We start from the raw sequence: 1,426 nt of genomic DNA, 5'->3' as shown, positions 1-1,426 counted from the left end.
CGCGGGTGTGCTGGGCAATGCCGGGCAGGCCAACTACGCCGCTGCCAATACCTTCCTGGACGCTCTGGCTCAGCACCGCCAGGCCCAGGGTCTGCCCGCGGTCTCTCTGGCCTGGGGGCTGTGGGAACAGGACAGCGGGATGACCGGCCACCTTGGTCATGAGGACCATGCACGCCTGAACCGCACCGGCATCACCCCCATGACCACCGAAGAAGGCCTGGCTCTGCTCGACACGGCCGTCGACGGCGATCGCCCTTCGCTCCTTCTGGCCCGCCTCTCTCTTACAGCGGTTCAGAGGCATATGGCGAACGGTGGCACCCTCTTGAGCCTGTACCGAGGGCTGGTGAAGTCCCCGGTACGTCGCTCGGGTGCCGCGGCGGCAACGACTCTTCAGCAGCGGGTTGCGGCTCTCGACGACGCTGAGCGGTACGACCTCATCCTCGCCACCGTTCGTACTCACATCGCCAAGGTGCTGGGCCACTCGACCGCGGACACCGTGGATGGCGATCGCGCGTTGAAGGATCTGGGCTTCGACTCCCTGACCGCGGTGGAACTGCGAAACCAGCTTGGGGCGGCGACAGGGCTACGGCTGCCGACCACGTTGGTCTTCGACTATCCGACGCCTTCGGCTATCGCCAGGTATCTGGACGGTCGGCTGGGCGCGGGCGAGCGCTCGGATGCCGCTGATGTGGCGCCCGTTGTGGTGGGCGTGGACACGGAGCCGATCGCGATTGTGGGCGTTGGCTGCCGGTATCCGGGTGGTGTGGCTTCGCCGGAGGAGTTGTGGGAATTGGTGGCCGGCGGGACGGACGCCATCTCCGGCTTCCCGGTCGATCGTGGCTGGGACCTGGAGGCTCTGTACGACCCGGACCCGGACCGCGCGGGGAAGAGCTATGCCATCGACGGTGGCTTCCTCAATGATGCCGCGGACTTCGATGCGGAGTTCTTCGGGATGTCGCCGCGTGAGGCGTTGGCGGTGGATCCGCAGCAGCGGTTGTTGTTGGAGGCGTCGTGGGAGGCGGTGGAGCGAGCCGGGATCGATCCGGCTGAGCTGCGCGGCTCGGCCACGGGTGTGTTCATGGGCGTGATGTACAGCGACTACGCCTCCAGGCTGCGGAAGTTCCCGGGTGAGCTCGAGGGCTACCTGGTCTCCGGCAGCGCGGGAAGCGTGGCGTCGGGGCGCCTGGCGTACACCTTTGGGTTCGAAGGTCCGGCGGTGACGGTGGACACCGCGTGTTCGTCGTCGTTGGTTGCCTTGCACCAGGCCAGTGCGGCGCTGCGCAGCGGTGAGTGCTCGATGGCCCTGGCCGGTGGAGCGACGGTGATGTCCACCCCGGGCCTCTTCCTGGAGTTCTCCCGTCAGCGTGGCCTGTCGGTGGACGGCCGGTGCAAGGCGTTCGCCGAGGGGGCGGACGGTACGGGGTTC

General features: G+C 67.7%; 1 protein-coding gene. It reads left to right on the top strand.

Annotated features, from left to right (window positions below; genetic code table 11):
* The coding region (locus tag JK364_RS54260) for a beta-ketoacyl reductase (RefSeq protein WP_201858853.1) at positions 1–1,426 on the top strand (1,426 nt) is incomplete at both ends.

The organism is Streptomyces endocoffeicus (assembly GCF_016741935.1).
GTDB classification, from domain to species: Bacteria; Actinomycetota; Actinomycetes; order Streptomycetales; family Streptomycetaceae; genus Streptomyces; species Streptomyces endocoffeicus.
The sequence above is the reverse complement of the archived record's forward strand: the minus strand, read 5'-3'. Positions and strand labels throughout refer to the sequence as shown.